The organism is Arthrobacter sp. Y3221159, from assembly GCF_059089885.1.
This window is the reverse complement of sequence record NZ_JBNHFC010000012.1, coordinates 1-22,991: the sequence shown is the minus strand read 5'-3', so window position 1 is coordinate 22,991 and position 22,991 is coordinate 1. Positions and strand designations below refer to the sequence as shown.

General features: G+C 66.1%; 23 protein-coding genes. 11 read left to right on the top strand and 12 right to left on the bottom strand.

The features are described 5' to 3' along the window. Positions 1–28: 28 nt before the first annotated feature. Positions 29–643 (bottom strand): DUF3027 domain-containing protein, encoded by a 615-nt coding sequence (locus tag AC5RT3_RS13400; protein ID WP_494052811.1) that lies wholly within the window; start codon positions 641–643, stop codon positions 29–31. 6 nt (positions 644–649) lie between these two features. Further along, a complete protein-coding gene (locus AC5RT3_RS13395) occupies positions 650–1,033 on the bottom strand; it encodes a cold-shock protein (RefSeq protein ID WP_493976444.1) in 384 nt (127 codons plus the stop codon). A 203-nt stretch (positions 1,034–1,236) separates the two neighbouring features. On the opposite strand from AC5RT3_RS13395, the gene AC5RT3_RS13390 reads away from it, so the two are divergent. From AC5RT3_RS13390 to AC5RT3_RS13360, 7 genes are all read left to right on the top strand, one after another. Continuing rightward, on the top strand, positions 1,237–1,470 hold the full coding sequence (locus AC5RT3_RS13390) for a hypothetical protein (protein WP_494052809.1): 234 nt from the start codon (positions 1,237–1,239) through the stop codon (positions 1,468–1,470). An 11-nt stretch (positions 1,471–1,481) separates the two neighbouring features. Beyond that, the gene (locus AC5RT3_RS13385; protein ID WP_494124395.1) at positions 1,482–3,965 is read left to right on the top strand and encodes a helicase-associated domain-containing protein; all 2,484 of its coding nucleotides are present in this window, start codon (positions 1,482–1,484) and stop codon (positions 3,963–3,965) included. 13 nt (positions 3,966–3,978) lie between these two features. Continuing rightward, the gene (locus tag AC5RT3_RS13380) at positions 3,979–5,625 is read left to right on the top strand and encodes a DNA repair helicase XPB (RefSeq protein WP_494052807.1); all 1,647 of its coding nucleotides are present in this window, start codon (positions 3,979–3,981) and stop codon (positions 5,623–5,625) included. Positions 5,626–5,668: 43 nt separating this feature from the next. Further along, entirely contained in the window at positions 5,669–6,169 is a 501-nt protein-coding gene (locus tag AC5RT3_RS13375) for a DUF427 domain-containing protein (protein ID WP_494124394.1), read from the top strand. A gap of 55 nt (positions 6,170–6,224) precedes the next feature. Further along, positions 6,225–6,935, top strand: coding sequence for a response regulator transcription factor (locus tag AC5RT3_RS13370; RefSeq protein WP_009358145.1), 711 nt, complete (start codon positions 6,225–6,227; stop codon positions 6,933–6,935). A gap of 2 nt (positions 6,936–6,937) precedes the next feature. Further along, positions 6,938–8,410: a sensor histidine kinase gene (locus AC5RT3_RS13365; RefSeq protein WP_494052805.1), complete on the top strand. Its 1,473-nt coding sequence runs from the start codon at positions 6,938–6,940 to the stop codon at positions 8,408–8,410. A gap of 107 nt (positions 8,411–8,517) precedes the next feature. Then, positions 8,518–8,805 (top strand): WXG100 family type VII secretion target, encoded by a 288-nt coding sequence (locus AC5RT3_RS13360; protein ID WP_494052804.1) that lies wholly within the window; start codon positions 8,518–8,520, stop codon positions 8,803–8,805. 19 nt (positions 8,806–8,824) lie between these two features. Here the strand turns inward: AC5RT3_RS13360 and AC5RT3_RS13355 are convergent, their stop codons facing one another. Continuing rightward, complete coding sequence (locus AC5RT3_RS13355) at positions 8,825–9,853, bottom strand: RNase H family protein (RefSeq protein WP_494052803.1); 1,029 nt, start codon at positions 9,851–9,853, stop codon at positions 8,825–8,827. Between the two features lie 216 nt (positions 9,854–10,069). Here AC5RT3_RS13355 and AC5RT3_RS13350 point away from each other — a divergent pair, with 216 nt between their 5' ends. Beyond that, positions 10,070–11,380, top strand: a complete 1,311-nt coding sequence (locus AC5RT3_RS13350) for an ABC transporter substrate-binding protein (RefSeq protein WP_494124393.1) — start codon at positions 10,070–10,072, stop codon at positions 11,378–11,380. 98 nt (positions 11,381–11,478) lie between these two features. Here AC5RT3_RS13350 and groL read toward each other — a convergent pair whose 3' ends face one another. The 5 genes from groL to AC5RT3_RS13325 all read right to left on the bottom strand — a co-directional run bounded on the left by groL (position 11,479) and on the right by AC5RT3_RS13325 (position 16,075). After that, on the bottom strand, positions 11,479–13,107 hold the full coding sequence (gene groL, locus AC5RT3_RS13345) for a chaperonin GroEL (protein ID WP_138134342.1): 1,629 nt from the start codon (positions 13,105–13,107) through the stop codon (positions 11,479–11,481). 297 nt (positions 13,108–13,404) lie between these two features. After that, positions 13,405–14,673, bottom strand: coding sequence for an ABC transporter substrate-binding protein (locus tag AC5RT3_RS13340; protein WP_494124392.1), 1,269 nt, complete (start codon positions 14,671–14,673; stop codon positions 13,405–13,407). Beyond that, complete coding sequence (locus AC5RT3_RS13335; protein WP_494011715.1) at positions 14,670–14,876, bottom strand: cold-shock protein; 207 nt, start codon at positions 14,874–14,876, stop codon at positions 14,670–14,672. The genes AC5RT3_RS13340 and AC5RT3_RS13335 overlap by 4 nt, the downstream gene beginning before the upstream one ends. A gap of 170 nt (positions 14,877–15,046) precedes the next feature. Continuing rightward, positions 15,047–15,691 carry a LytR C-terminal domain-containing protein gene (locus AC5RT3_RS13330; protein ID WP_494052800.1) on the bottom strand — a complete coding sequence of 215 codons (645 nt, stop codon included), beginning with the start codon at positions 15,689–15,691 and terminating at the stop codon, positions 15,047–15,049. A 42-nt stretch (positions 15,692–15,733) separates the two neighbouring features. Then, a complete protein-coding gene (locus AC5RT3_RS13325) occupies positions 15,734–16,075 on the bottom strand; it encodes a DUF3263 domain-containing protein (RefSeq protein ID WP_494124391.1) in 342 nt (113 codons plus the stop codon). A 138-nt stretch (positions 16,076–16,213) separates the two neighbouring features. On the opposite strand from AC5RT3_RS13325, the gene AC5RT3_RS13320 reads away from it, so the two are divergent. Together AC5RT3_RS13320 and AC5RT3_RS13315 are read left to right on the top strand one after the other, a co-directional pair. After that, on the top strand, positions 16,214–16,984 hold the full coding sequence (locus tag AC5RT3_RS13320; RefSeq protein ID WP_494124390.1) for a uracil-DNA glycosylase: 771 nt from the start codon (positions 16,214–16,216) through the stop codon (positions 16,982–16,984). A 14-nt stretch (positions 16,985–16,998) separates the two neighbouring features. Further along, the gene (locus tag AC5RT3_RS13315; protein ID WP_494124389.1) at positions 16,999–17,838 is read left to right on the top strand and encodes a siderophore-interacting protein; all 840 of its coding nucleotides are present in this window, start codon (positions 16,999–17,001) and stop codon (positions 17,836–17,838) included. 38 nt (positions 17,839–17,876) lie between these two features. Here the strand turns inward: AC5RT3_RS13315 and AC5RT3_RS13310 are convergent, their stop codons facing one another. From AC5RT3_RS13310 to AC5RT3_RS13300, 3 genes are all read right to left on the bottom strand, one after another. Further along, entirely contained in the window at positions 17,877–19,484 is a 1,608-nt protein-coding gene (locus AC5RT3_RS13310; protein WP_494124388.1) for a threonine/serine exporter family protein, read from the bottom strand. 51 nt (positions 19,485–19,535) lie between these two features. Continuing rightward, a complete protein-coding gene (locus tag AC5RT3_RS13305) occupies positions 19,536–20,852 on the bottom strand; it encodes a peptidoglycan bridge formation glycyltransferase FemA/FemB family protein (protein ID WP_494124387.1) in 1,317 nt (438 codons plus the stop codon). A gap of 105 nt (positions 20,853–20,957) precedes the next feature. Beyond that, positions 20,958–22,091 (bottom strand): lipid II:glycine glycyltransferase FemX, encoded by a 1,134-nt coding sequence (locus AC5RT3_RS13300; protein ID WP_494052794.1) that lies wholly within the window; start codon positions 22,089–22,091, stop codon positions 20,958–20,960. 78 nt (positions 22,092–22,169) lie between these two features. Between AC5RT3_RS13300 and AC5RT3_RS13295 the strand changes: the two genes are divergently transcribed. Further along, on the top strand, positions 22,170–22,715 hold the full coding sequence (locus AC5RT3_RS13295) for a TspO/MBR family protein (RefSeq protein WP_494124386.1): 546 nt from the start codon (positions 22,170–22,172) through the stop codon (positions 22,713–22,715). Between the two features lie 33 nt (positions 22,716–22,748). Here the strand turns inward: AC5RT3_RS13295 and AC5RT3_RS13290 are convergent. Then, a partial coding sequence (locus AC5RT3_RS13290; RefSeq protein WP_494124385.1) for an L-serine ammonia-lyase, iron-sulfur-dependent, subunit alpha occupies positions 22,749–22,991 on the bottom strand: 243 nt, incomplete at its 5' end.

The following is a 22,991-nucleotide window of genomic DNA, read 5'->3' as shown; positions in this document are numbered from 1 at the left end:
TGTATCCCGGCAAGGGGACGTTCAGCAGTTACTCGCTGCCGGCGTCGTTCGCCGTCGCCTGCGTGGCAGGATCATCCGTGAAATCGGCATCGGCGGCGTCGGATTCCGTGAAACCGGCATCGGCGTCAGGTTCGGCAACAGCAGCGACGGAAACTGCCGGTGCGGTTTCTTCAGATTCGGAGGCTTCCCGTTCCTGCTGCTGCTCGTCCTCCGGACGGACGCGCTCAGCCCACGGCACCCATTCAGGAGCGAGGATCGAATCCTCGGACGGCAGCAGGCCCAGCTCGCTAACGGTGACCACCTTGGAGCGGGAGTTACGGGTTACCACCGCATACCATTGCCAGCCGGCGTAGCCGGCGAGCTTCGACTCGAACAGGTGCGTGACCAAACGGTCGCCTTCGCTCTTGGCTGCGAGGTGCCGCCCGATGTCCCCGGCGGCCGTGATGCCCTCCAGCGCGGTGCGGGCCGTATCGACGGCACCGGCAAGGAAGGCGTCCGGCTTGCCGGTCCGCCATACCGGCACGCCTGCCCGGCGCTTTGGCGCGTTCCTGGCTACCGCCGGGGCTGTTCCCGCTGCAGGAGCCGTCGCGGCACCTGCAGCGTCGTGCACCTGCGTCTGCGGCTGTTCAGCTTCCGGACTCATCGGCTGCTAAACGTCCAGCTCGTCGGCAACCTTACGCAGGGCAGCCGCGATTGCCTTGCCCTTGTTGCCTTCCGGGTATTTGCCTTTGGACAGCGTGCCGGACAGATTGTCCAGCACGCTCACCAGGTCCTGGACCAGCGGTGCGAGGTCCCGGGCGGCGGGCCGCTTTGCCTTGGCGATGGACGGCGTCTTGTCCAGAACCCGCAGGCCCAGGGCCTGGGCGCCCTTGCGTCCGTCGGCCACGCCGAATTCCACTCGGGTGCCGGCCTTGAGCTCCGTCACGCCCTCGGGCAGCGACGATTTGGGCAGGAAAACCTCCTGGCCGTCCTCGCCTGCCAGGAACCCGAAGCCCTTGTCCTTGTCATACCACTTGACCTTGCCGGTAGGCACGTAATCAACCTTCTTCTGCTGTCATGAGACACGGCCAGCCGCCACCGCATCCGCATTGTTGTGCGGGTTCAAGGTATGGCTGCTCTAAACCGTGTTGGTCTATATCCTTCAAGGTTATCCTGCCCGGTGCCCTATTCACGCTTCCAACAGGGCCGGGCAACAGCGTTCACGCCGGGTGCCCGGAGCGCTGTAGCGTTACATTCATGACACCCTCGCGCTACCGGCGGCCCATCATGATCGCGGCCGCAGTCATTGCAGTGCTTTCCCTGGTGGCCGTGGGAGCAGTGATGGCCCTCGCTTTTGCCGGGTCGGTGGCGCCGTCATTGGTAACGTACGCGGCACTGTATGGCCTGCCGGTAGCGTTTCTCCTCATGCTCTTCCTCGTCCTGGACAGTGTTGCCGGGCGGCGCCGGGCAGGAAAGCCGGACCAGCGGTAACGTTGGGACTGATGTCCCTCATACGCGCGCTCGGCAAGGATCTGGAATCACGCAGCGACGACTCGTTGCGTGCGCTTTTCGCCGCGCGGCCGGACCTGATCTCCCCTGCTGTTCCCGATTTCTCCGCCCTCGCTGCCCGCGCAAGTTCCCGGGTCAGCGTCCAACGGGCCCTTGAACGGCTCAACCGGCCACAGATGCAGGTGCTGGAAACCCTTCACCTGTGCACCAACACGGATACCGAGCACAGTGCTTCGGCCGCGGGGCTGCGCAAGATGATCTCCGGTGCCACCGTGGCCACCGTCGAGCAGATCCTGGCCGGACTGCAGGAACTGGCACTGGTACACCGGGCGGCCCCGCCGCACGGGACGTCCGCCGCAGGCACCAGGCAGCACTACTACCTGCCGGTCGGGTGCCTCAAGGATGTTGTGGGACTCTACCCGGCCGGCCTTGGCCGGAGCTACACGGAACTGGTGCGCCTCCAGCCGGCGTTTGCCCAGCGCGTGGTCCAGCTGGTCTCCGAGCTGCACCACAGCGGCGCCGCCATCCAGGATGCAACCACCCCCATGGAGGCCGCCCTCGCCCTGCAGCACTGGACGTCCTCCCCCGAGGCGCTGAAGGGCATCCTCGCCGGTGCGCCGGAACGGACGACGGCGTTGCTCGGCAGGTTCCGCAACTGGGCCATGGGTGCCGTCCCCCAGGCGCAACGCAAGGCTTCCGTCACGACGGAAGGTTCCGACGTCGGGCCGATTGACTGGCTCCTGGCCCGCGGCCTGCTGGTACCGCTCGATGCGGCACACGTGGAACTGCCGCACAGCGTGGGACTGTCCCTGCGCGGTGGCGTGATCATCGACGACTTCGCCCTCACACCGCCCGTTCCGGAGCTGGGCCGGACCACTGCCATGCTGCGGAGGAATGCGGCGATGAGCGCCATTTCCGAAACGCTGCGGCTGGTGGGCGAACTTCTGCACGCCGTACGGGAACAGCCCCTGATGACGCTGCGCAGCGGCGGGGTGGGGGTACGGGAAACCCGCCGGCTTGCCGATCTGCTCCGCGTTGAGCAGGCGCGGGTTGGGTTGCTGCTGGAGCTGTGCGGGCTCGCGGGCCTGATACGGCTGGATGTGGACTCGTCGTCCTGGGTCCAGCCGCCGGAGCTGGAGTGGCTTGGACTGCCCCGGCAGGAGCAATGGCTGTGGCTGGTAAACGCCTGGCTGGCCAGCGAGCGGGTCCCGTCCCTGGTGGGCCAGCCCGTCAATGGCGCCCAGGGGCTGCCGGCGGCACACCGCACCGCCTCCGGCAGCACCATCGTGCCGCTGTCCGCCGAGCCCCAGCGCCCCGACGCCCCGGTGATCCGCAAGCGCATCCTGGAGATACTGCACGAACTCACCACCGAAGCCTCGGCGCAGGATGGAGCGGCTCCCGTGCTGGACACCGCCGCCGTCCTCCAGCGCGCCGAGTGGGCCCAGCCCCGGATGGCGCGGCGGTTCAGCTCGCTGATCCGCGGCGTCCTGGCGGAGGCCGAACTGCTTGGACTGGTGGGGTCCGGGGCGCTGACGCAATTGGGCAGCGCCTTCGCGGAGGACCGACCGGACGCGGCCCTGTCGATCCTGGGAGAACACCTTCCGGCTGCCTTGAACCATGTGCTCCTGCAGGCGGACCTCACCGCTGTTGCACCCGGATACCTCGCCCCTGAACTGACCGAAAAGCTCCTTGTCATGGCCGACGCCGAGGGCCAGGGGCCCGCCACCATCTACAGGTTCACGGACAGTTCCATCCGCCGCGCGCTCGATTCCGGCTATGACGCGCCGGGGCTGCTGGAGTTCCTGCGGGAGCACTCCGCCACCGCCGTACCCCAGCCGCTCGAGTACCTGGTGGAGGACACCGCCTCACGCCACGGCCGCGTGCGCGTGGGGCAGGCGGCCAGCTTTATCCAGAGCGAGGACGAGGCGGCCTTGCTCGAGCTCCTGTCCGGGCCCAAGGCGGCCGGGCTGGGGCTGGTCAGGATTGCGCCCACGGTCCTCATCTCCACGGCACCGCCGCGGCAGGCAGCCCAGGTTCTGCGGAGCCTGGGGCTGTCCCCTGCCGTGGAAGGAGCTGAGGATCCTGCCATCCGGCTCCGGAGGAACCCCGTTCCGCAGGAAAGCCTCCGGCCCGTCTATACGCCGCCCCGCTCGGCTCCTGCTGATGAAGACGTGGATGCCCAGCTGGCGGTACTGCGCCAGGCGGGTGCCGCCGTCGTACGCCATCCCAGCGGTGACCAGGCCGGTGAAGTGGCCACCCAGCTGGGGCTGGAGGTACTGCAGCGGGCCATCCGGCTGAAGCAGCGGATCAGCATGAACGTGGTGGACAGCCTTGGGAATGCCAACCTTGAAGTTGTTGTTCCCCTATCCGTAAGCGGCGGACGCGTCCGGGTCTTTGACCCAGCAAAGGAGACAGAGCGCGTCCTGTCCATCCACCGGATCATCGATGTTGAGGCTGCGGAGGAACTGCGCCAGTGAAGGACTCCCCCGCGTGAACGACGGACCCCTGATCGTCCAAAGCGATAAAACCATCCTCCTTGAGGTGGACCACGAGCTGGCCACCGAGGCGCGGCATGCCATCGCCCCGTTCGCGGAGCTGGAACGGGCACCCGAGCACATGCACAGCTACCGGCTCACGCCGCTGGGCCTGTGGAACGCCCGCGCCGCGGGACTGGACGCGGAAAAGGTGCTGGACACCCTGCTGAAGTACTCCCGGTTCCCCGTGCCGCATTCGCTGCTGATCGATATCGAGGAGACGATGTCCAGGTACGGCCGGCTCCGCCTGGAAAAGGATCCCCAGCACGGCCTGGTGATGCGAACGGACGACTACCCGGTCCTGGAGGAAGTAATCAGGGCCAAGAAGATCCAACCCCTGCTGGGGCCCCGGATCGACGGCGAAACGGTGGTGGTGCACGCGTCCCAGCGAGGCCAGCTCAAGCAGCTCCTGCTCAAGATCGGCTGGCCCGCGGAGGACCTGGCGGGTTATGTGGACGGCACACCGCACCTGATCGCACTGAACGAGGACGGCTGGCAGCTGCGGCCCTACCAGCGGCTGGCCAGCGAGAATTTCTGGGCCGGCGGCAGCGGTGTGGTGGTGCTGCCCTGCGGTGCCGGCAAGACCCTGGTGGGGGCGGCAGCCATGGCCACCGGTTCCACCACCACCCTGATCCTGGTCACCAACACCGTTGCGGCACGGCAGTGGAAGGACGAGCTCCTGAAGCGCACGTCCCTGACCGACGACGAGATTGGTGAATACTCCGGCTCCGTCAAGGAAATCCGTCCGGTCACCATCGCCACCTACCAGGTCCTGACAACCCGGCGCGGAGGCCTGTATCCGCACTTGGAACTGGTGGACGGCCACGACTGGGGCCTGATCATCTACGACGAAGTCCACCTGCTGCCGGCCCCGATCTTCCGGATGACGGCGGACCTGCAGGCGCGCCGCCGGCTCGGGCTGACCGCCACCCTGGTTCGGGAGGACGGCCGGGAAGGCGAGGTGTTCAGCCTGATCGGGCCCAAACGCTACGACGCACCCTGGAAGGACATCGAGTCCCAGGGGTACATCGCCCCTGCCGACTGCGTGGAGGTCCGCGTGGACCTGCCCAAGGATGAGCGGGTGGCGTACGCCATGGCGGACGACGCCGACAAGTACCGGCTGTGTTCCACCTCCGAGTCCAAGACACAGGTGGTGGAGGAGCTGGTCGCCCGGCATGCCGGGGAACAGCTGCTGGTGATCGGGCAGTACATCGACCAGCTGGATGACCTTGGGGGGCGCCTGGGAGCGCCGGTCATCAAGGGCGACACCTCCGTGAAAGTCCGCCAGCGGCTTTTCGATGAATTCCGTGCTGGAGACATCCAGACGCTCGTGGTGTCCAAGGTTGCCAACTTCTCCATCGACCTGCCCGAAGCCTCCGTGGCCATCCAGGTGTCCGGCTCCTTCGGGTCCCGGCAGGAGGAGGCCCAGCGGCTGGGGAGGCTGCTGCGGCCCAAGAAGGACGGCCGGGCAGCCCGCTTCTATTCGTTGGTGGCGCGGGACACTTTAGATCAGGATTTCGCAGCGAAGCGCCAGCGGTTCCTGGCCGAACAGGGCTACGCGTACCGGATCATGGACGCCAAGGACGTCGGCCAGCCCGGCTAGGGCTAGTCGTGCAGGGCGGCGGTGCCGGGTGCACACTGGAGTAATGCACTCCAGCAAAACCCCTGTGGTTCCCCTTCCCGGCCAGGAATCGGTGTGGGACTATCCGCGGCCGCCCAGAGTGGAACCAAGCAACGAGCGGATCCGGATCATCCTGGGCGGGGAACTGGTCCTGGACACCACACACTCGCTCCGGGTGCTTGAAACGAGCCACCCGCCCGTCTACTACTTTTGCCGGCAAGACTTCCGGCCAGGATCCCTCATCCCTGCGGAGGGCAGCAGCTTCTGTGAGTTCAAGGGCACGGCCAGCTACCTGAGCGTCCTCGGCGGCGGCCTGGCCGCGGAAAGGGCCGCGTGGTTCTATCCGGAGCCCATGGACGGCTACGCGGAGCTCGCGGACCGGGTGGCCGTTTATCCCGGGAAAATGGACTACTGCGAGGTGGACGGCGAGCGCGTGCGTCCGCAGGCCGGCGGCTTCTACGGTGGTTGGATCACCAGCCGGGTGGTTGGCCCATTCAAGGGCGGACCGGGAACGATGGGGTGGTAGGCAGTTTTCAGTAAACGTCCAGACAACTCCCAGTGACTGGGAGCATGATGGGAGTATGAACAAGACCGGTCCCGAAGCCAAGCTCCTCGTCGTCGACGACGAACCGAACATCCGCGAGCTGCTCTCCACCTCGCTGCGTTTCGCCGGGTTCGAGGTTGTCTCCGCCGCCAACGGCCGGGACGCGCTGGCCGCCGCGGATACGCACGCCCCTGACCTGGCTGTGCTGGACGTCATGCTTCCGGACATGGACGGGTTCACGGTGACCCGGAAGCTCCGCGCCTCCGGCAAGCACTTCCCCGTCCTCTTTCTGACGGCCAAGGACGACACCGAGGACAAGGTCACCGGACTGACGGTGGGCGGCGACGACTACGTCACCAAGCCGTTCAGCCTGGACGAGGTGGTGGCCCGGATCCGCGCCGTGCTGCGCCGCACGCAGCCGCTGCTGGACGACGACGCCGTCATCCGCGTGGGAGACCTCGAGCTCGACGACGACGCCCACGAGGTGCGCCGCGGCGGCACCGTAATCGAGCTCTCCCCCACCGAGTTCAAACTGCTGCGCTACCTCATGCTCAATCCCAACCGTGTGCTGTCCAAGTCACAGATCCTGGACCACGTGTGGGAGTACGACTTCAACGGCGATGCGTCCATCGTTGAGTCCTACATCTCCTACCTCCGGCGGAAGGTGGACATCGATCCCGAGGCGCCGGCCCTGATCCAGACAAAGCGCGGTGTGGGCTACGTGCTCCGGACGGCAGAAAAGCGCTGACCTTGCTGGAACGGTGGAAGTCCTCCTCCCTGAGGACGCAGCTGGTGGCCATGATCATGGCCCTGCTGATCGTGGCACTGACGGTGACCGGGGCCGGCACCCTCGCGCTGCTGCACAGCTACCTGCAGGGCCAGGTGGACGAGAAGCTGAACGCGGCTGTGGGGGTTGCGCGGAAACAGGGCTCCTTCAGCCAGCTGCAGGCACCCAATCCGGTGCCCACGGATTACTCCCTGATCCTGTTTGCCCCCGGCGAGGAACCCATTCCGTTCGGCGGCGACCCCGATATCCATCCCGACATTAAGTCCATGTCGGTGGTGGCAGCGCAGGCACGGGGCGTGGTGCCGTACCAGGTCCGCGGCACGGACGGCGAGAACTGGCGGGTTGTCGCCGTTCCGGTCCAGACCAACCAGGGCGCCGGAGTGGTGGTCATTGGTCTGCCGCTGCAGAGCGTGGACGATGTCCTCAAACACGCCAGCCTGGTGGTGACCGGCGTTGGTCTGCTCACCCTGCTGCTGGCCTCCCTGATAGCCTCCTGGACGGTGTCCCGGTCCTTCCGGCCCCTGGCCAGGGTGGAAAAGACGGCGGCAGCCATTGCCGCCGGTGACCTGTCCCGGCGCGTGGAGGTGGAAAATCCAGCCACGGAACTCGGCAGGCTCAGCAGTTCGCTGAATGCCATGCTTGCGCACATCGAAACGGCGTTTGCGGCCCGCACCGCCTCGGAAGCGAGGATGCGGCGGTTTGCCGCCGACGCTTCCCACGAACTGCGCACGCCGTTGGTGACCATCCGTGGCTTTTCGGAGCTGTACCGGCATGGTGCCCTGGCAACCGACGAGGATGTGGCCACCGCCATGGGCCGGATCGAAAGCGAAGCCAAGCGCATGGGCTCCATGGTGGAGGACCTGCTGCTGCTGGCCCGGCTTGATGAGCAGCGGCCGCTGCAGCAAAAGCCGGTGGACCTGCAGCTGATAGCGCACGACGCCGTGGTGGACACCCAGGCCAGCGACCGTTCCCGCGTCATTTCACTGACCGGGCTCGACGGCGGCCCCGCCTCCCCGGCGCCAGTGCTCGGCGACGAAGCCAAGCTTCGCCAGGTGGTGGGCAACCTCGTGGGCAACGCCCTCCGGTATACCCCGGAGGGCAGCCCCATCGAACTGGCCGTGGGTGTCCGGAGCACCAACAACGAAGCCTTTTCCATCATCGAGGTCCGCGACCACGGGCCCGGGATATCGGACGAGGACGCCTCCAAGGTGTTTGAACGGTTTTACCGGGCGGACACCTCGCGTACCCGCGAAACAGGAGGAAGCGGACTGGGCCTGGCCATTGTGGCCGCGATCGTGGGCTCCCACGGCGGATCAGTCCGGGTTGCCCAGACCGACGGCGGCGGGGCCACCCTGGTGGTCAGCCTGCCCTGCCGTGAGGACAATCCTCAGCAGGCCGATGCCACCGGCAGCGACGGCGAGGTTATCCACATATAGCGATCCCCCTTGGCGCGGGACACGCCCGCGTTCCTAGGCTCGTTGCAAGCACCCGGAAAGGCCGGGCGGGGAAGCTTCTGCTGCCCACCATCGCGAAAGGCACTGCCATGAGCATCATTTCCGTCGATACCGAGCTGCTGCAGCTGAAGTCCGCCAACGTCCAGGCCACCGTGGACAGGATCAGCGCTGATGTCCAGACCATGAAGCACGGACTGGACGAACTCCAGGGCTCCTGGCGCGGCTCTGCGGCAACCAACTTCCAGGCCCTGATAGCCGAGTGGACTCTCACTCAGGGCAGGGTTGAGGCCGCCCTGGCTTCCATCAACGCAGCCCTGGCATCCGCAGCCGCCACCTACGCCCAGGCGGAACAGGGCAACACCCAGCGTTTCAGCTAGGCCGCGGGCCGTGCGCGTTTTACGCCTCCGGTGTTCCCTGGTGGAATCGCAGGCGCCAGCGGTCTCCGTCCAGGACCCACAGCGAACTCCGAAGGACGGTTCCCGAGCGGGCGAAGCTCCGGTAGGTCAGGAGGACTGCACCCGTACCAATCCGGTCTGCGCCCAGGATCTCGATGTCGGTCCGCTCCCCCGGGTCCTCCTCCAGTGCCATCATCATCGCGTCGCGCGTCCACACCCGTCCTGAACTGCCGATCTCCATGAAATCAGGGTGCAGCAGGACGGCCGTGCGGCCGATGTCACCGCGCACCAACGGCCCAAGCAGCTCGCGCTCCAGCTCCTCCACGAGGGCTTCGGGCGGAGAGGCCTGCCGCTTGGCTTCAGCGACGTCGAAAGCGTCGTTTTCGAGCTGGCTGAACAGATCCGGTTCGTCCAGGCTCCCCGGGGGCAGGGCGCCTTGTGTTCTTGTAGATTCGGCAGCACCCTGGGGGGTCACTGCCGGCTGCGTCCCTGTGCCCTGCCGCGCCTCCGCGGTTGCCTTCGCGGGCCGGGAGGCCGTGGCACCTGCCGAAATGGGGTGGTGCCCGCCCGGGAAACCCGGGCCCGAGCGCGCGGCGACGCCTTGCTGATAGGCCGTGGCCGCAGCGCGGGCGCGTTCATCCGCCGCCTCATTCAGGTCGTGCCCGGCGTGGCCCTTGACCCACTCGAATGTGTACTTTCGGCCTGCAAGCTCCCGGTCCAGCTCCTTCAGGAGCTCAACGTTCAGGACGGGCTTGCCGTCGGCCTTGCGCCAGCCTTTGCGCTTCCATCCCGGCATCCACTTGGTGATGGAGTTGATGACGTATTGGCTGTCGCAGAGGATGTGCAGGTCCTCCTCCGGGAGGTGGGCAGTGGCGCGCAGGAGGTCAAGCACCGCCATCAATTCACCCTGGTTGTTGGTCCCGTGGGGCCACCCGCCGGCGCGCCAGCAGTCGTCATTCACGTACCAGGCCCAGCCGGCCGGGCCGGGATTTCCCAAGGCCGAACCGTCAGCCGCTGCAGTAATCGTCACCGGTCCATCCTCCCAGACCGGCACGACAATGATGGCACGTACCGGCTTTCCCGTCGCCTGGGCGAAGCGGCGGCGGCCGAGAAAACGTTTACCGAAAGTTCTTGACGCGCGGGAACCGTTCGGGAAACAATCTCAGTACTACTCGAGAAAACGCTTTCCTCATCCTGAGCCGAGGACGCTTTGGGTAGGGAAGGCGGCATTCAGGAAGGCACATCAATGACGATTCGGACTGTCAGCCGGCGGAAATTCCAACTCGGCGCAGCGGCCCTGGCTCTTTCCATCCTCGCCACCGGCTGCGGAGCCCCAGGCGGCTCCGGCGGCGACGGACAGGTCACCCTCCGCTTCGCGTGGTGGGGCAATGAGTACCTCAATGCACAGACCGAAAAGGTCATCGCCGCTTTCGAGGCGGAACACCCCAACATCAACATCGAATCAGAACCGGGCGAGTGGTCCAGCTACTGGGACAAGCTCGCCACCAAGACTGCAGCGAATGACGCGCCGGACGTCATCCAGATGGACCAGAAATACATCGCCGAGTACGGCGGGCGGGGCGCCCTCCTGGACCTCGGAAAACAGGACGGGATCGACACTTCAAAGCTGGATAAGGAAGCCCTGGCGTCGGGCCAGTACGACGGTGCGCAGTACGGTTTGAGCACCGGCCAGAATGCCTATGTCATCATGGCCAACACCAAGGTTTTCGAGGCCGCGGGCGTGCCACTCCCGGACGACACCACCTGGACCTGGGACGACTACATGGACACGGCGTCGAAGATCAGCGCAGCCGGCGACGGAAAGAACTACGGTGCCGCATACGGCAGCAACGAAGCGGACCTGATCATTTGGCTGCGGCAGCACGGCGAAAACCTGTACTCTGCCGACGGCAAGCTGGACTTCGACACGGCGACGGCTGCATCCTTCTGGGCGCGCCTGAAGGAGCAACGCGACTCCAAGGCAAGCCCTCCGGCAACGGTGGCCACCGAGGACTCGGGCGCCGGCCTGGAGGAAAGCCTGTTCGGCACCAACAGGGTTGGCATGGCCTGGTGGTGGACCAACCAGCTGGGTTCACTGGAATCCACCACGGGCAGCAGCATCAAGATGCTCCGCGCCCCCAGCATTCACGGGTCCGCCGCGGACAACGGGATGTACTACAAGCCCACAATGTTCTGGTCGGCTTCATCACGCTCCAAGCATCCCGAGGAGACCGCCACCTTCATCAACTACCTGACCAACAGTCCGGAGGCCGGCGCCATCCTGATGACGGACCGGGGCGTGCCCACCAACGCGGAGATTGTGGAAAGCATTACCCCCGACCTGAAGCCAGCAGACACCACGGTGGTGTCCTTCCTCAAGGACATTGCCCCGGACATGAAGGAAGCACCCCCGGTCCCGCCGGTGGGGGCTGGCAGCGTGCAGAACGTCATCAAGCGGTACACGGACGAAGTGCTCTACGACCGCCTCACTCCCCAGGCTGCCGCCGAAGCCTTCAAGAAGGAAGTCGAAGGGATGCTCTCCAGCGCACGGAAGTAGCGGCCCCGGTCCTCGAAAAATCCAGCCAAGAAAAAATGCGGCCCCTCGAAAAGAGGGGCCGCATTTCTTATAGCTGCGGGACTGGCCCGGCAGGAAGGCTAGAAGCCGCCCATGCCGCCCATCTCGTCGCCGCCGCCAACGGGAGCGGGGTTCTTCTCCGGCTTGTCGGCCACGACTGCTTCAGTGGTGAGGAACAGGCCGGCGATGGAGGCCGCGTTCTGCAGGGCAGAGCGGGTCACCTTGACGGGGTCGTTCACTCCGGCAGCCAGCAGGTCGGTGTATTCACCGGTTGCGGCGTTCAGGCCGTGGCCTGCGGGGAGGCCGCGGACCTTGTCCACCACCACGCCGGGCTCCATGCCTGCGTTGAAGGCAATCTGCTTCAGCGGGGCGTCGATGGCAACACGGACGATGTTGGCGCCGGTTGCTTCGTCGCCGGAGAGCTGCAGGTTGGCGAATGCCTTTGCGCCGGCCTGGATGAGGGCTACGCCGCCACCGGCGACGATGCCTTCTTCAACGGCAGCCTTTGCGTTGCGCACGGCGTCCTCGATGCGGTGCTTGCGCTCCTTGAGCTCAACCTCGGTTGCGGCACCGGCCTTGATGACTGCGACACCGCCGGCCAGCTTGGCCAGGCGCTCCTGCAGCTTCTCGCGGTCGTAGTCGGAGTCGGAGTTTTCGATCTCGGCGCGGATCTGGGAAACGCGGCCGGCGATCTGGTCGGCGTCGCCTGCACCCTCGACGATGGTGGTCTCGTCCTTGGTCACAACAACCTTGCGGGCCTTGCCCAGCAGCTCCAGGCCGGCGTTCTCCAGCTTCAGGCCGACTTCCTCGGAGATGACCTGGCCGCCGGTGAGCACGGCGATGTCGGCGAGCTGTGCCTTGCGGCGGTCACCGAAGCCCGGAGCCTTGACGGCGACGGACTTGAACGTGCCGCGGATCTTGTTGACGATCAGGGTGGCCAGGGCCTCGCCCTCGATGTCTTCGGCGATGATCAGCAGCGGCTTGTTGGACTGCATGACCTTTTCGAGGACAGCAACCAGTTCCTTGACGTTGGAGATCTTGGAGTTGACGATCAGGATGTACGGGTCCTCGAGGACCGTTTCCTGGCGCTCTGCGTCCGTGACGAAGTAAGCGGAGATGTAGCCCTTGTCGAAGCGCATGCCTTCGGTGAGTTCGAGCTCCAGGCCGAAGGTGTTGGATTCCTCGACCGTGATGACGCCTTCCTTGCCAACCTTGTCCAGGGCTTCGGCAATAAGCGCACCGATTTCGTCGTCGCCGGCGGAGATCGAGGCCGTGGCGGCGATCTCTTCCTTGGTTTCGATTTCCTTGGCGGAGTTCAGCAGCTCGGCGGTGACAGCGTCAACAGCCTTTTCGATGCCGCGCTTCAGGGACAGCGGGTCGGCGCCGGCGGCAACGTTGCGCAGGCCTTCCTTGACCAGGGCCTGGGCCAGCACGGTAGCGGTGGTGGTGCCGTCGCCTGCGACGTCATCCGTCTTCTTGGCAACTTCCTTGACCAGCTCGGCGCCGATCTTCTCGTAGGGATCGTCCAGCTCGATCTCCTTGGCGATGGAAACACCATCGTTGGTGATCGTGGGGGCGCCCCACTTCTTTTCGAGGACGACGTTGCGTCCACGCGGGCCGAGGGTGACCTTAACGGCGTCGGCGAGGGTGTTCAGGCCCCGCTCAAGGCCGCGGCGTGCCTCTTCATCAAATGCAATGATCTTGGCCATAACGGCAGTGGTCCTTTCGGGACGGTCGTTAAGAATGAACCTTCGCTGCAGTGCCCGCGACGGACGGTCCTTTGCCGGCGGCCTCTGTATGCCTCCGGGTGCGGACCTCACTCCAGTTAGGTGTTTCTTGGCTCCTAGCCCGATGCCGCGCACCGCCTGGTTGAAACAGGCCTTGCGTTAGCAGTCGGTACGTCAGAGTGCTAAGTCAATAATTAGCACTCCCTACGTGAGAGTGCAAGCGAAAGGCGATTGAAGCAGCGGCCGTCCGAGGAGTATTCGCTGACGGCGATCAGCGCGTCAGTTTCCGCTGCGCCCCGCTGTTTCGCTGCCGCTCGGTGCCGGCAGGTTGTCGGCACCATACGTGAAGACCCTGAAGTTCGCGGTGGTGATGTCTCCGTTGGCGTCGAACGCGACGGGGCCGGATTCGCCGTCGTAATTGATCTCATCACCCGCCGCCAGCCCCGTGACGCAGTCCTTGTAGGTGGAGCAGGCGGGAGCCTCGGCGGAAACGCCGGCAGCGCCGCCGGACACGTTGATGAGGTTGGCGGCGATGGAACGACCGGCGTCGTCCTGTGCCCGGGCCGCGGCCAGCGCCGCCAGGGTGACGGCGTCGTAGGCCTCGGCGGCGAAGGAAAGATCCTTCAATTGGCCGTCGACGGCGAGCAGCCGTTCCTGGAATCCGGCGGAGGGAAGCTGTCCGGGGACCACGGCACGGGCGCCCTCCAGTGCCTTGGCGCCCAGCTTGGACCCGTAACGGGCGAAGGCTCCATCGCTGAGGATGATGCGGGAGCCGGCGATCCCGGCACTGTCCAGTTCCGCGAGTGCGCCCTGGGCGCCTTCCCGGGCCACCAGGATCACGGCATCGGCACCGGCCTCCCTTGCCGCGCCGGCGGCCCGGCCCGCCTCCCCCGGAGGGAACTCCTCGGTTGCCGCAACGTCCAGTCCGGCCTGGCCCGCTGCTTCGGAAATGGCATCGGCGACGTCCTTGCCGTAGGCGCCTTCCTGGTACACCACGGAAACGGAGGCAGCACCGGCATTCTTCGCAAGCTTCAACAAGACGGGTGCCTGGGCGACGTCCGCGGCGGCCGTGCGGAAGTAGTAACCGCCGGAGTCCGCGCCGGTAAGTCCTGCAGCCGTGTTGGCCGGCGAGATCAGCGGTGTCCGGGCCCGGGAGAGAACATCAATGACAGCGGGTGCGTGGCTCGAATCGGTGGGTCCTACGACAACGTCTGCCTTGCCGGCCACCAGTGCATGTGCCTGTGCCGCGGCATCCTGGCCCGACTCGACCGGCAGGAGTTCCACCGGCCTGCCCTTGTGGCCGCCGGTCGCGTTGATCTCCCTGACCGCGAGCCTGGCCGCGGCAAGCTGGGAGTCATTGAGGAAACTGCTGCCACCGGTGTTGTCCAGGACCAGGCCAACCCGCAGGATGCCGTCGCCTGACGCCTCGACTGACTCTACGCGGACGTTGCCGGTGACTCCGGAACAGGCAGTGGCAGCCAGGAGGGCACACGTGGAGAGGGCGAGCGCCGGACGGATACGGACGGCGGAAACGGGGAAATGCTTCACTCGGCCGGCCGGACGCTTTCGGCCTGCGGGCCCTTCTCGCCTTCGCCGACTTCAAGCTCAACGCGCTGCCCCTCATCCAGCGCGCGGTAGCCCTCACCCAGAATGGCGGACCAGTGGACAAAGATGTCGTCGCCGGATCCGTCAACGGTGATGAAGCCGTAGCCCTTTTCCGCGTTGAACCATTTCACGGTTCCCAGTGCCATGCTGACCAACTCTTTCCGTTGAGACCGGGGACTCAGGAGCCCGAATGATGCTTGCCTGCCCCGGACCGGACCCTGGACTTCACTTTAGCCAATGCCTGCCTGGCGCTGCAGGTGTCCGGGAGTGGAGCCGGGAATAGTTATTTACGCGTGACCGGCCGGACCGGGGATGCTCACCGGTAACCGGGTCCCAGCACCACAACCAGGGGAACCTGGAAGTCCGTGCTGCTGACCAGCGTAGGGACGCCCAGCAGCCGCGCGAGGGCCTGGGCGTTGGCCAGCTGTTCAGGTCCGGCGTAGAAGATGGTGGAACCCTGCTGCGGCGCTCCGGCCCAGTTGCCAACCTGCCCCAGGGTCCAGCCGTCCGCCTGGACGGTTCCGCCCACCCGGCCCGCCAGGCCTGCCGCTCCGGTGGCGTTGTAGACGGCAACGGGCTGGGTCCGGTCAAGGAAGACCTGCGCCTGCGCCGCGGTGGTGGCTTCGGGAACAGCCTCGGCACTGGGCGATGGCCCGGTCGACGCCGATGGCGTGGCTTCCGCAGTAGGTTCCGGGGTGCTTTCAGGACTGGCCGAAGGCGTTGTCCCCGTTTCCGCCAGCGGGGCCGCTTCCTGGCTGGAAGATACCTGGGCCCCCGTGCCGCTGAAGCCAAGTTTCGGAAGGATCAGGAAAGACACCAGCCCGATGGCCAGCGCCGCCACCCCTACTGCCAGGATGGGCCAGAGACGTACCCGCGAGGGCGCAGAAGCAGTGCGGTGGACACCTTGCCGCTGGGGGTTTTCCGGGACCTTGTCGAATTCGTCGCGGGCGTATCTGGTCATGGCTGACTTCCTTGGGAATTGCGGCTGGGGGCGCGGGTGGTCCTAGGTGTCGGAGCCCAGGCGCCGGGCGGTCCGGGCACGGTGGCGGGACGTACGTAGTCTACGCAGTCTTTTGACCAGCATGGGATCGTGGGCGAGTGCATCCTCGCGGTCGATCAGGGCGTTCAGCAGCTGGTAGTAGTGGGTGGCAGAGAGGTCGAAGAGCTCCCGGATGGCCTGTTCCTTTGCCCCGGCGTACTTCCACCACTGACGCTCAAGCGCCAGCATCTGCTGCTCGCGTTCATTGAGCGGGGACTCGCGCAGCGTGAAGTCCGCCAGCAGGGTGTTCCGTGGTTCCTGCGCCGGCAATTCCTCGGGCAGATGTTCCCGGGCCGGTTCCGCCACGGCACACTCCTTCGAGGTCTAGGGGAAAATGTCTTACCCCCATGCTACGGACGAATAACAGCCTTGTCATTTGCGTCGGCGAGGGCCGGGACCCTCATCCGAGCCTAAGTGCCGCCGCTCGCCTGCAAGAATGGGACGGTGCCTGAATCAGACGCCTTGTTCGAATTGGAGCAGGACCCCGCCGGAATGGAAGAGTTCGCCGAACTCGCGCGGCGCCCGCTGACGGACCTCGTGGCTCCGGACTGGGCCGAGGCGCTGGCGGGGGTGGAACCCGAGCTTCGCGCCGTCCTCGGCTTCCTGGCAGATGAGGTGGCGGCCGGGCACCAGGTGCTGCCGTCGCCGTCGAACGTCCTGCGCGCGTTCCGCCAGCCCCTTGCCGGTGTGAAGGTCCTGGTGGTGGGCCAGGACCCCTACCCGACGCCGGGTCACGCCGTCGGCCTCTCATTCTCCGTTGACAGGCGCACGCGGCCCATCCCCCGCAGCCTCGCGAACATCTACCGCGAACTGGAGGCGGACCTTGGCATCCCAGCCCGGGTGCACGGCGACCTTTCCGCCTGGGCGGAGCAGGGTGTGCTGCTGCTGAACCGGGTGATGACCGTGCGTGCCGGTTCCGCCGGTTCCCACCGCGGCAAGGGCTGGGAGAAAATTACGACGGCGGCCGTCGCCGCGGTCGCCGCCCGGCAGTCCCCGTACGGCGCGCCCTTGCCGCTGGTGGCCTTGTTGTGGGGCAAGGAAGCCGAATCAGTCCGTCCGCTGCTTGGTGATACCCCGGTGGTGTCCAGCGCCCATCCGAGTCCGCTGTCGGCGTCCCGCGGCTTCTTCGGCTCCCGGCCCTTCAGCCAGGTCAACCGGCTCCTCCGGGAGCAGGGCGCCCGGGACGTAACCTGGGAGCTTCCGCCAGTTCCTTAGCTTAGGCTTACCTTATGAGCACTGTTCCTGCCGCCACCAGCGCCACCAAGAAGAGCCGCCCCCAGATCAATTTGGAGGTCCTCCGCCGGGAACAGCTCTCGCCGCACATGGTCCGCATCGTGGCTGGTGGCCCGGGCTTTGCTGACTTTGTCAACAACGGCTTCGTGGACCGGTACGTGAAGATTGTCTTTCCGCAGCCCGGCGTCCAGTACCCGTCTCCCCTGGACCTATGGAGCATCCGGGAAACCATGCCGCGCGAGCAGTGGCCCTATACGCGCACGTACACCCTGCGCTGGGTTGATCCGGCCGCCCGGGAACTTGCCATCGACTTTGTGGTGCACGGCGACGACGGGCTGGCCGGCCCTTGGGCGGCCAAGGCACAGCCCGGCGATCCCATCACCTTCACCGGCCCGGGCGGCGCCTACAATCCCAACCCGGAGGCCGGCTGGTACCTTTTTGCCGGCGACGAGGCAGCCCTGCCCGCCATCGCCGCGTGCCTCGAGGCACTGCCTCCGGAGGCGACAGGCCTGGCCTTCCTTGAAGTGGATTCCGACGCCGACGTGCAGCCGCTCACCGCACCGGCAGGCGTGGAAATCACCTGGCTGTTCCGTAACGGCGTACCGGCCGGGTCCAGCGACCAGCTGGTCAGCGCTGTGGCCGGCGCCGAATGGCCTGGTGGCACGGTGGACGTTTTCGCGCACGGCGAGCGGGGCTACATGAAGGCCCTCCGGGAAGTCTTCTTTACCCAGCGCGGCCTGGAACGCAGGCAGGTTTCGCTATCCGGCTACTGGGCGCAGGGACGCGTGGAGGACGTGTTCCAGGCCGAAAAGAAGCTTCCGGTCGGCCAGATCTGACCTTCGGCACCGTCAGCCGGAACCTGCCGCGTGCCGGGTCAGCGCCGGCGGGCGCGGCGCCGCTCGTTGCTTGCCAGGCTCCGGGTCAGTGGCCGCGCCAGGGTGTCGCCCAGGACGATTCCCCCGGCCGTTCCCAGCACAATCGCGCCCGCGCTGAGCATACCCCCGGCACCCAGAAGGATCTCGGCTTCCTCGATGGTGAGTACGTACATGGAGCGGAAAATGGTGAGGCCCGGGAGCAGGATCAGCGCCGCGGGGACTGCCACCACCAGCTGCGGCGCGCCCAGGCGGAGGGCGACCACGCGTGCCAGCAGGCCGATCACCACGGCAGCAAGGGCCGGTGAAAAGCGGTCACCGATGCCGAGCAGCCCGCCGCCAAGCAGGACGAAGTAGCCTGCGACGCCCACAGCCGCGGTGGGCAGCAGGAGCTGCCAGCTGGTCTGTTCCGTGATGCAGATGGCCATCACAGCCACCGCCACGAAGATGACCAGGACCCACAGATCGTAGGCCGGCGGGAACGTCTGCGTGACGTCGATCCGCGGCATCCCCGTCAGTTCACCCACCACAAACGCGACGGCGATGCCGGCCACGATGGCGCCGAAGGTCAGCAGTGTTGAGAGGAACCGTCCGGCCGCCGTGACGGGGAACCCGTTGATGGCGTCCTGCACGGACGAGACCAGGCGACCTGTCGGGAGCAGCAGGAGGATGCCGCCCACCACCACGATCGCCGGCGAGCTGGTCAGGCCGAACTGCCAGAGCAGGAGGGCCAGCTGGGTCACCACGAAGGAGCAGCTGGCGGTAATGAAGAAGTCCGGCACACGCCAGCGTCCCAGCTGGCGCGCCAGCAGGCTGATGCCGATATTGGCAACGAACGCGATGGCCGAGGCCACCGGGCCGCCGCCCAGCACGCCCACGAACGCCGCCGCGAAAATACCGAAGGCCACCGTGACCATCCAGCGCGGAAAGGGCTTGGGGCAGGTGATCGCCTCATTCAGCCTGCGGGTGGCCTCATCCCGGCCCACTCCCCCGGCCACAATGTCCGTCACCAGCTGGTGCACTTTGGCCAGGCCGGCATAGTTGTTGGTCCAGGACCGCACCACGCGCAGCAGCGCAATGGGCGTCTGGTCCTTGGGCGCGTAATTGATGCCCACGGACTGGTTGGTGATGTCCACCTCGATGTTTTTCAGCCCCAGCGCCGCGGTGACAGCGATGATGCTGGTTTCCACCTCCAGCGCGCCGGCACCGTACCGGAACATGGTTTCAGCCAGGTGCAGGGCGAAGTCAAGCGTCTTGCGCGCTGAGGTGTCCACGCCGCCCACCTGGATGGTGGGGTTTGCATAAGGACTGCCAGCCAGCCGGTCCACGATGCTCAACGGCGCCGTCGGCGGGTTTTCACCCTGGACCAGGCGGCGCAGCATCTTCTTGGCCGCAGCGTCTTGCCGCAGTTCGGCAGCGGTCAGCGCCTGCGTCTTTGGCAGGCCGTCGGTGTGAGGCCGAACCCCGGACGAATGCGCACCGGAAGGCTGGGCCCCGGAACGTCCGGCTCCGGCCCGCTCCGGTCCTGTGGCGGCGGGTTCAGGCTTTGCAGTGTCAGGTTTTGCCCGTTGCGGGCGGCCTGCCGCCGGGCTCCCGGGTCGGTCAGTCAAGGGTCCCTCCTCCCTGTGCGGTGTGGACTGTGCTGTGGTGTGGACTGTCCGTCAGGATGTGCGCCTGCCGGGCAACCTGCCCAGTACCGTGCGGGCCACCGCGACGGCCGCCCGCGCAAGCCGGTTGGCGTGGAACACGGCAGGCCTGACGGGCATCGCGAAGTCACCCACCAGCTGGACCACCTCGCCCCCGAAGCCCTTCTTGAATTCGTAGCCGCCGTGGCCTTCCTGGTCCTGGCCGGAGATGCCAAACGTTCCGTAGAAGTTGTAGCGCGGATAGCCCTTTTCCAGGGCGTGCAGCATCATGCCCCAATACAGCGACGTGGCGCCGTTGAAGTAGATGTAATCCTGGACGGTGCCGCCGATCACGCAGACCACCTCGTCGCCGTAGCAGACGAAGTGGATGGCGGCCACGGTGGCAACACCGACGGAGTCCGGGAACCGCTCAATGTCCTTGAGGCTGCGCTCATAACTGTCCACCAGGTCCTGGACCACCTTGAGCCGGTTGGCTTTCTTCTTGCTGCCAGTCTCTTCCACTTCGCGGCGGAGGTCGGCGGCAGTGGCGGACTCACTGGCCAGGCGGTCGCTGATGGACTTGCGGTAGGCCGGGATGTCGATCTTGGCCATCATGAGCTTGGTGAACTCAGGGGACGTGGTGCGGAGCAGATGCTCGTAGTAGGCCCGCTCGCGGTAGACGAACCCCTTTTCGTCCCCGGCCCGGCTGAGGGCGGCGTAAAAGTCGTCCAGCGTTTCCAGCGTGGCCTGCTCGAGGAACACGCCGTTCTTCTCTGCCTTCCGGATTGCCTTCCGGGTGCGGTAACTGGTGCTCATGATCAGCTCTTCCGCGTCCTGGATGCCCTGGAGGCTCTTGATGAACATCCAGTTGACGTTCACGAAGTCCATGTCCAGTCCCTGGTGCCGGAATCCCAGCCCTTCCAGCTGAGCCACGAGCGGACGGTTGTCCAGCACCTCGGGGTGTTCTGCACCGTCCTCGTCCCGGGCGATGTAGTGGATGTTTGGGGAGATTCGCAGCTCGGCTGCTTTGCGTTCGCGGGCACGCTTCCGCAGGAGTCCGACGACGGCGGTCACCAGTTCCCGGTCCGCGTAGTCCATCAGGGGCCCCTTGGCGCATTCGCACACGGTGTAGCCCAGGCGGGTGGTGGTGTAGTTCAGCTTTCCGGCCGCCACGAGTTCGCCGTCCCTGCGTACCCCGAAGAGTTCCACTTCCTGGCCGCGGGCTCGCTGGAACCTGGCAAAGCCGACGGATTGCAGGAAGCTGTTCTGCGGATGCTTCAGGGCGAATGCCTCGAACTCGGCATCGCTGAGGACTGCGGGCTCAAGGCCGGTGGCCGTGGGAACTGGATTCAAGGGGCTTACCTTCTTCGGTGTTCTCGCGGCGTGGCAGGGGCCGCGGTGCGGGAGGGGCTTGAGGCGGCGCACTGCTGGCGCTGGCGGCCGCGGGACGGGTGGGGGTCAGTAGAACTGCTGGCCGGTCCGCGCCGTTTCGATCCGGCGGAACACCCTTTCTGCGCCCTTGACCCAGAGACGGTGCCGCAGTGGCGAGAGCACGTAGTCGTGGCAGCCCACAAAGTCCGTGACCGTCTTGGTGAAGCTGGTTTTGAACATTCCCATGCCGTAGAGGTTGTGGCTCTTGTCCTTGATGCGGGAGGACGGAGGTGTGCCGCAGAAGTCGTATTCGGTGCAGCCAAGTTCCTGCATGCGCCGGATTGCTGTCCACTGGACCAGGTGCGAGTCGCCGTACTGTTTTCGGTTCTGGGTGGAGCCGCCGTCTTTGTAGGTCGCTTTGGCGCCGTAGTTGATCACGAAGGCGCCCACGCTGGGCTTGCCGTCCTCGTAGGCAAAGAAGAAGTTCCCCTGGCCCCGGTTGCAGAATTCGTCCCAGAAGGCGGCGTAGTACTCGTAGCTGCGCAGAGGCATCGAGCCCTTGGCCTTGACCGTGTCCGCCATGAGGTCGTACAGGGCGCGGTACGTTTCCGGCCCCTGTTCCTTGCGCACAACTTCGCAGCCTTCCCGCTCGGCCCGCCGGATGGCGTTGCGGGCGCGGGAAGAGATGTTCTTAAGGACCGTTTCCTCGGATCGGGAAATATCCAGCAGGGCGGTGGAGTCGTTGGACTGGATGTTCGGCGCCTTGACCAGTCCGGCGGCGGCCAGCTGCGCCTGGGCATCAGCAGAGTCAATGATGTCCGGTTCGATCTTGATGGTGAAGACGTTGAGCTTGCGCCCGCGGGCAAGTGCGGCACAGGCTTCCAAGGAGGCCTTTAGATCTTTCGGCGCGGCGAGGTCCGGGCCTTTGATGAGGTACCACAGCCGGCCGAGCACGGGGAACTTCTTTTCCAGTACCAGGTTGTAGCTGGCTGTTTCCCGGCTTTCCAGCACCAGGAAGCGGACCTTCCAGCCGCTGCCGTTTTTCACCGTGGCGTAGGCGGCCGACTGCAGCATGTTGCCGCCGTTCGGGTTGGCCGTGACGTGCTTGTCCCAGTTTTCAATTTCCTCGGCGGTGGCAAAACGTGCGGTGAATTCTCGCAAGGGGGCCGTGTCCAATCGGGTTGATGCGCGGTTTCGGTACTCGTGGATGTGTGCGGACATGCAGCCTCAAGTCTAAAGCCTGCAGCAGGACCGGCCTTCCGCCTTGACTCAGGCACCGGGGCTCGCAAGGGTGGGAGGATGCAGCCAGAACGGGAACAGCTGATGCCGCCGCCGGAGGAACGCGCCCAATCCCACCGCGGCAGCATCCAGGTGGCCGCGTTGGCCGGCTTCCTGGCAGCGTCCTTCCTGGTTGCGGCGCTGGGCGGGCTGGCCACCGCCAGCAACGTTGACGGCTGGTACGTCACAGCGGACAAGGCGCCCTGGTCCCCGCCGAACTTCTTGTTCGGGCCGGTATGGACTGTGCTGTACACGGCCATGGCTGTTGCGGCGTGGCTTGTCTGGCGGAAGCGGAGGGCGAACACCAGGCCAGCGCTGACCGCTTACGCCATCCAGCTTGTTCTCAACCTTGCCTGGACTCCGGTGTTCTTCGGCCTGTACCCCATGCTGGGTTCTGCGGCGTTATGGCTGGCACTGGCCATCATCCTGGCACTGATAGCCGCCGTCGCCATCACTGTCCTGCAGTTCGGTCCGATCAGCAGGGCCGCCGGCCTGCTCCTGCTTCCCTACGTGGCGTGGCTGGTGTTCGCTTCCACCTTGAACTGGTGGGCCGCCGTCCATAACTAGCTGCCGCCGGCCGTCCCATCGAGACACCGCAGGTCAGCATTCGACGACGTTGACGGCGAGGCCGCCCATGGCGGTTTCTTTGTATTTGTCGCTCATGTCCTTGCCGGTCTCGCGCATGGTGATGATGACTTCGTCCAGGGAGACGCGGTGCGTGCCGTCGCCCCAGAGCGCCATTTTCGCGGCGTTGATCGCTTTCGCGGCCGCGATCGCGTTCCGTTCGATGCAGGGCACCTGGACCAGCCCGCCGATCGGGTCACACGTCAGGCCCAGGTTGTG